The sequence below is a fragment of the Paenibacillus sp. J22R67 genome (genome assembly GCF_059692175.1).
The window spans coordinates 874986-881388 of record NZ_JCAUAX010000004.1 but is presented as its reverse complement, the minus strand read 5'-3'; the positions used below and the strand labels follow the sequence as shown (position 1 = coordinate 881388).

Genomic DNA, 6403 nt, shown 5'->3' with positions numbered 1-6403 from the left:
TGCGCGCGCTTTACGCCCAATAATTCCGGACAACGCTTGCCCCCTACGTATTACCGCGGCTGCTGGCACGTAGTTAGCCGGGGCTTTCTTCTCCTATACCGTCACACAAAGCGCAGTTACTCGCCTTGCTGTTCGTCTAGGGCAACAGAGCTTTACGATCCGAAAACCTTCATCACTCACGCGGCGTTGCTCCGTCAGACTTGCGTCCATTGCGGAAGATTCCCTACTGCTGCCTCCCGTAGGAGTCTGGGCCGTGTCTCAGTCCCAGTGTGGCCGTTCACCCTCTCAGGTCGGCTACGCATCGTCGCCTTGGTAGGCCGTTACCCTACCAACTAGCTAATGCGCCGCAGGCCCATCTATCAGCCACAGATTGCTCCGTGTTTCATGATTCTCTCATGCGAGAAAACCAGTTATCCGGTCTTAGCTATCGTTTCCGATAGTTATCCCAGTCTAATAGGCAGGTTACCTACGTGTTACTCACCCGTCCGCCGCTAAGCACCGAAGTGCTCCGCTCGACTTGCATGTATTAGGCACGCCGCCAGCGTTCGTCCTGAGCCAGGATCAAACTCTCCATAAAGTTACCCAAAAAAGTGACGTTAACCTCCGAAGAGAATTCCGATTACTTTTCCGGGGCCCATATTTTAAGCTTAATTGTACTCATTGACTTGCTAGCGAGATTATTCATCTCATTTATAGTCGATTACTCGACTGTGCTTACTCACTCGTTGTTCAGTTTTCAAAGATCAATTTACTTTCGTTCTCTGCCGCGTTACCGAAGCAGCGAGAAGTAATATACCATGTTGATTTTCTTTTTGCAAGCACTTTTTAAAATTAATTTTAGTAGCTATTCAACAAGTTATTTCTTACTTCTTGTAAGGCAGGTTTCATAATATACCATGGATGACTAGGTAAAACAAGTGCTTTTTAAAAAAGAAAAACCTAGCCTGTGGCCAGATCCTCGTCTAAGCCCATACGTTCAATCATGGGGAGGGAATTGTATATGGATGGAACTCGATTTCAAATACGAGCGCTACGCTTGTTCCATCCCTGCTAGTTGCTAGCTCCTATATTTCACCACTCACCTTACCTCTCTACTGCACCCTACCTTTTCCGAGTACTTAAACACGCTATAAGTTAGTGTACTTCCAGCTCTCATTGGACGAATTCCAATGAGAACGTCGTGCAGACGTGTTCATTCTTCTTTTCGTTGGATGAAATCCAACAAGGGCGGCTAAAACAGCGCTGAACCCCAACAAAGTTCATCTCTGCCTTGGATTTTGTCCAATGAGAATGACATATAAGCCTCAAAAATCGCCCGTTCATTGGAATTCATCCAATGAACAATGAGCTTGACTCTCCTCAGGCACCGCCCCATCCAAAAGCGGCCGCCTAGGACCAATAAATTGCCCAAGACAGCCGCTGCTTTTTACGGAGTATAGGTTACACCCTCTGAATAATTATTGTTTGCATTCCAGATGAGATATTCCTGAACACCTGCATCGTGCAAAGCTTTAATTTGTGCATCTACCTCAGGCTTGCCGTATTTGATGTAATTGCCGGCACCTAACCAGCTTGCAGTAAAGTCTTGAATCCAAGGACGCGATTGGGGTGGAGACTGCATCTGCGCAAACTTCTCTTTCTCTGCTTTCATATACTCGGCAACAAGGTTATACGGTTCTTTATCAGGTTTTGAAATACCAAAATAACCGTTAGACCAATGGCTTGGATAAATCATAGATGAAATGACATCTACCGAGCTAGAGATGCGATTAAAGTTCTGGCCGATACCTGGAGCCTCAGGCAGCGTGGCTGTGTACCCGAATATATCAACAGAGACATCGACGCCGTACGGTTTAAGTTGATCTTTGGCATAGGCAACGAAATCGCTGACTGCATCAACCCGAAGCTGGGTCATACGTGCCTTATCACTAAAATCCGGCGCTTTAGGAGCTCCTTTTTTAAGGTCAGACACGCTCTTTTGGGCATCATCCATGACTTTTTTATTAGCCTCGTTCTTCTCTACATTGTAGGCATTCACAGCATCTGCCAATTTTAATTCCAAGGAAGCTAGATCGTCTTGATACTTCTTAGTAGCTTCAGCGTAGTCTTTTTCCTGCTGTACAAACTTTATAGGTTTCTTATCCTTGTAATCCCCCATTGCGTATTTAAGGACACTGTCCCTGCTTTCAAAACCTTCCGGAAAGCGAACATAGTCAAATTGGATTTCTTTAAAACCAAGTTCTGCTGCTAATTTCGCTACTTCAACATTATGATCCCACGTTTCTTTAAGGAATGGGTTGATAAAACTATCCCCATTCGAATTGCGCCAAATGCTGCTGCCATCTATAAAAGAAAGGTCCGACCGTTTTTTTGCCATAACCGTGTCTTTAAAGACGACGATTCGAGCGATCGGGTAGATTTTATGCTCCTCGAGTGTTTTCAAAAGTACTTTGGGATCCTTGATGTAAGACTGGCCAAACTCCGCAAGCTTCCCTTCCGGCTTAAAAGTGATATAGCCATCATCATCCTTCATATCTATCACCATTGCGTTCAAATCCGTGTTATCAACGAGTGCAAGAAGTTTAGACATACGTTCCCCGCCAGCGGACCAACCTGTGACATAAATTCCGCGTACCGCATCTGGATATTCAAAGTGCGTTGGGGAAGTAAATCCGGGTGTTTGTGTGGGTGTCGGTTTAGCTGTCGGTGTGGGTGAAGGCGCAATGGGAGAAGCTGAAGGAGATGCCATAGGTGTGGGTGTGGGCGTCAACGTGGGTGTAGGCTCTGGAGTCGTTACAGATGGCTGCTCCGCTGAATTCGGTGTGGTCAAAGCGTCTTTTGACGACAGACAGGCGGACAACGTGAGAACTAAACCTAACATCAAGCAAATAAGAACTTGTTTCTTCACCTTGTTCTCCCCCTAATTCGAAGCATGTTCTGCAAATTCTATGCTCATACTTGACGTATTCGGGAAACGACAAAACTATGCTGCACTAGCCCTCTCTCGATAAAAAAAGAGCAGCTGCAATTGCAGATCTGCTCTCTTAACTAAATTTCTAACGAATTATACCGTTGCAGCATGATTAGCACGAGCAATCTTCGTCGCTTCAACCATGTTGCGCAAGGAGGCAACTGTCTCTTCAAGTCCGCGTGTTTTTAGTCCACAATCTGGATTAATCCAGAACAACCGAGCGTCCAATACGCGTAGTGCTCGTTCAATCATTCCTGTCATTTCTTCTACACTAGGAACACGTGGACTGTGGATATCATACACCCCTAAACCAATGCCTAGCTTGTAAGTATTTAGCTCAAAACTATGAATCAATTCACCATGGCTGCGGGATGTCTCAATAGAAATAACGTCAGCATCCATGGCTTCGATGGAGTCAATCATGTCATGAAACTCGCAATAACACATATGTGTATGGATTTGTGTTGTTTCGTGTACGGTGCATGTGGTGATGCGGAAAGCTTTGACCGCCCAAGCAAGGTAGGCAGCTTGCTCTTCTTCTTTCAGCGGCAGACCTTCGCGAACAGCTGGCTCATCGACCTGAATCATGCCAATGCCTGCTTGCTCAAGTGCCTCCACTTCTTGTCTAAGCGCATAAGCCAATTGATAAGCAATTTGCTCACGCGGAATATCATCACGAACGAACGACCAATTCATGATGGTAATCGGTCCTGTCAGCATCCCTTTTACAGGACGTGAAGTTTTGGACTGCGCATACTTCGTTTCTTCGACCGTCATTTCACCCGTGAACGCCACATCTCCGAAAATAACCGGCGGTTTCACGCAGCGTGAACCATAGGACTGTACCCAGCCATTCTGTGTAAAGGCGAAACCAGCCAGCTTTTCTCCAAAGAATTCAACCATGTCGGTACGTTCAAACTCTCCGTGTACAAGAACATCCAAACCGATCTCTTCTTGCAAATCAACCCAAGTATCGATTTGATCACGGATATATTGCGCATACTGCTCGTTATTCCACTCGCCCTTACGCCACGATTGACGCGCTTTGCGCACTTCTGCGGATTGCGGAAAGCTGCCGATGGTCGTAGTCGGAAAAATCGGCAGCTGCCATTTGGCCTGTTGAGCTTGATGACGCTCGGCAAATGGATGGGAACGCTCCGGTTGTTGATTGCTTAACGCAGTGACAGCTTGCTGAATGTTGACGCGGTTGCGTTCCTCAGACTGCTGCAAAGCTTGGATGGCAGCTTCACTTTTGATTATTTCATCTATAACGCTTTCGGAGCTTGAAGCTAATGCTTTCGTTAAAAGAACAAGCTCACCGAGCTTTTCATCTGCAAATGCAAGCGCATTTTTCAATTCGGATGTAAGTTTCGTCTCGCGTTCAGTCGTTACAGGAACATGAAGTAGGCTGCATGAGGACTGTACAATAAGACGATCTGGAGTTACGAGCTTAGTTAGCGCAGTAAGCAGCTCCAGCTTCTCCCGAAGCGACGCTTTCCAAATACCTCTTCCATCAATAACACCTGCACCTAGCACCTTATCAGCCGGGAAACCAAGCGTTTTAATGGCTATTAGATTGCCCGTGTATCCATGTACGAAATCAAGCCCAATTCCTTTGACCGGCAATTTTACGATGTCGTTATAGTTCTCTACCGATTCAAAATAGGTTTGCAGCATGATGTTAAGGCTTGGAACGGCTGCAGCAATCGTTTCATAAATCTTCGTCAACCGCTGCAAATCATCCTGGCTTAATTTGGTTACAAGAATTGGCTCATCTATTTGTACCCACTGTACGCCCTCTTCGGCGAGTTCTTGGAGAACTTGGACATAAAGCGGAACCAATCGCTCCAACCATGTATCCGTCTCAGATGCACTGTACCCTTTAGAAAGCTTGAGGAAAGTCAATGGTCCAACGATGACCGGTTTTCCTTCGATACCAAGCTTCTCCTTAGCTTCTCTATATGCTGCAAGAGGTTTATTTTCCGTAAGCACAGGGGAAGCATCCGTCAATTCAGGCACGATATAGTGATAGTTCGTGTTAAACCACTTCGTCATTTCGCTTGCTGCGGCACCCTTCGTTCCACGAGCTACGCCATAATAAACAGATAAAGGTACAGCGCCACCCTCATAAGAGAAGCGTTTCGGGATAATTCCGAACATAGCGGCTGTATCCAGGATATGATCATAATAACTGAAATCATTAACCGGAATGAAATCGATCCCCTTCTCTTGTTGTTTACGCAAATGGTTCAAACGTATTTCTTGCAAACGAGTCTGGAATTCAGCCTCTTCAATCTTGCCTGCCCAGAATGCTTCCAAAGCTTTCTTCCATTCGCGATCTTCACCAATACGCGGGTATCCTAGTACACTGCTCTTCACCATGATTAAAACCCCTCTTCAATTTGTTATATAAAAATTAACACAAATTGATAGATATAAAGTAATTCGAATAACATATATCTAGCTATAGTTTGGGGCTATAACGTTCATTTTCGAACAGCACTCGGGATGTGCATGGGATTACTTAGAAATCGCCAACTTTAGAGCTTCAACATAAGCTGCACCTAACTTCGTTAACATCGTATTCTTATGAGATATCCACCCCACATGAATGGTTTCCTCGCAATCCAAAGGAACAGGAATAATCTCGTTACCGTTCAAATCGGCGTTCAAAACGCCAGTTGAAATCGTGTAGCCATTTAGTCCAATTAATAAATTGAAGAGTGTAGCGCGATCCGTCACTCGTATGCTTTTCTTATGGGAGATCGTACTCAGAATTTCCTCTGAAAAATGAAAAGAATTATATTCACCTTGGTCAAAAGAGAGGTAAGGATATTCCTGAAGCTCATCGATAGTGACAATCGACTGATTGGCCAATGGATTTTTGATACTAATAAAAACATGGGGTTTCGCTTTAAATAAGCTGTTAAATTGCAAATTGGCGGCTTTAAGCATCTTATTTATCACTTTTTCATTGAATTCATTCAAATATAAAATACCGATTTCGCTTCGCAGTGTTTTGACGTCCTCGATAATTTCATACGTTTTGGTTTCACGCAGTGCAAATTCGTATTCGTCTAATCCAAATTCTTGGACCAAGCTGACAAAAGCATTTACCGCAAAAGCATAATGCTGCGTAGAAACGGAGAAATGCTGCGGAGATGGCTTCGCATTCAGGTACCGGCTTTCCAATAATTCAGCCTGTTCGACGACTTGCCGCGCGTAGCTTAAGAATTCGACACCTTCTTTAGAAAGCGTTATCCCTTTATTGGATCTTTCAAATATGGAGATTTGTATTTCTTCTTCTAAATCCTTGATCGCATTCGATAGGCTAGGCTGGGTAATAAACAACCTCTTGGCAGCTTCATTAATGGATCTGCGGTTCGCTACTTCAATTACATATTTTAATTGTTGCAAAGTTGTCATCGCTAT

At 44.7% G+C, this 6403-nt stretch carries 3 protein-coding genes and 1 rRNA gene; all 4 read right to left on the bottom strand.

Annotation, left to right across the window (positions count from 1 at the left end):
* A 16S ribosomal RNA gene (locus tag AC58VC_RS19995) occupies nucleotides 1-577 on the bottom strand; the annotation flags it as partial.
* Nucleotides 578-1426: 849 nt separating this feature from the next.
* Nucleotides 1427-2908: a putative glycoside hydrolase gene (locus tag AC58VC_RS19990; protein ID WP_497370574.1), complete on the bottom strand. Its 1482-nt coding sequence runs from the start codon at nucleotides 2906-2908 to the stop codon at nucleotides 1427-1429.
* 156 nt (nucleotides 2909-3064) lie between these two features.
* Nucleotides 3065-5353: a 5-methyltetrahydropteroyltriglutamate--homocysteine S-methyltransferase gene (metE, locus tag AC58VC_RS19985; RefSeq protein ID WP_497370573.1), complete on the bottom strand. Its 2289-nt coding sequence runs from the start codon at nucleotides 5351-5353 to the stop codon at nucleotides 3065-3067.
* Between the two features lie 138 nt (nucleotides 5354-5491).
* Nucleotides 5492-6397, bottom strand: coding sequence for a LysR family transcriptional regulator (locus AC58VC_RS19980; protein WP_497370572.1), 906 nt, complete (start codon nucleotides 6395-6397; stop codon nucleotides 5492-5494).
* Nucleotides 6398-6403: the final 6 nt, after the last annotated feature.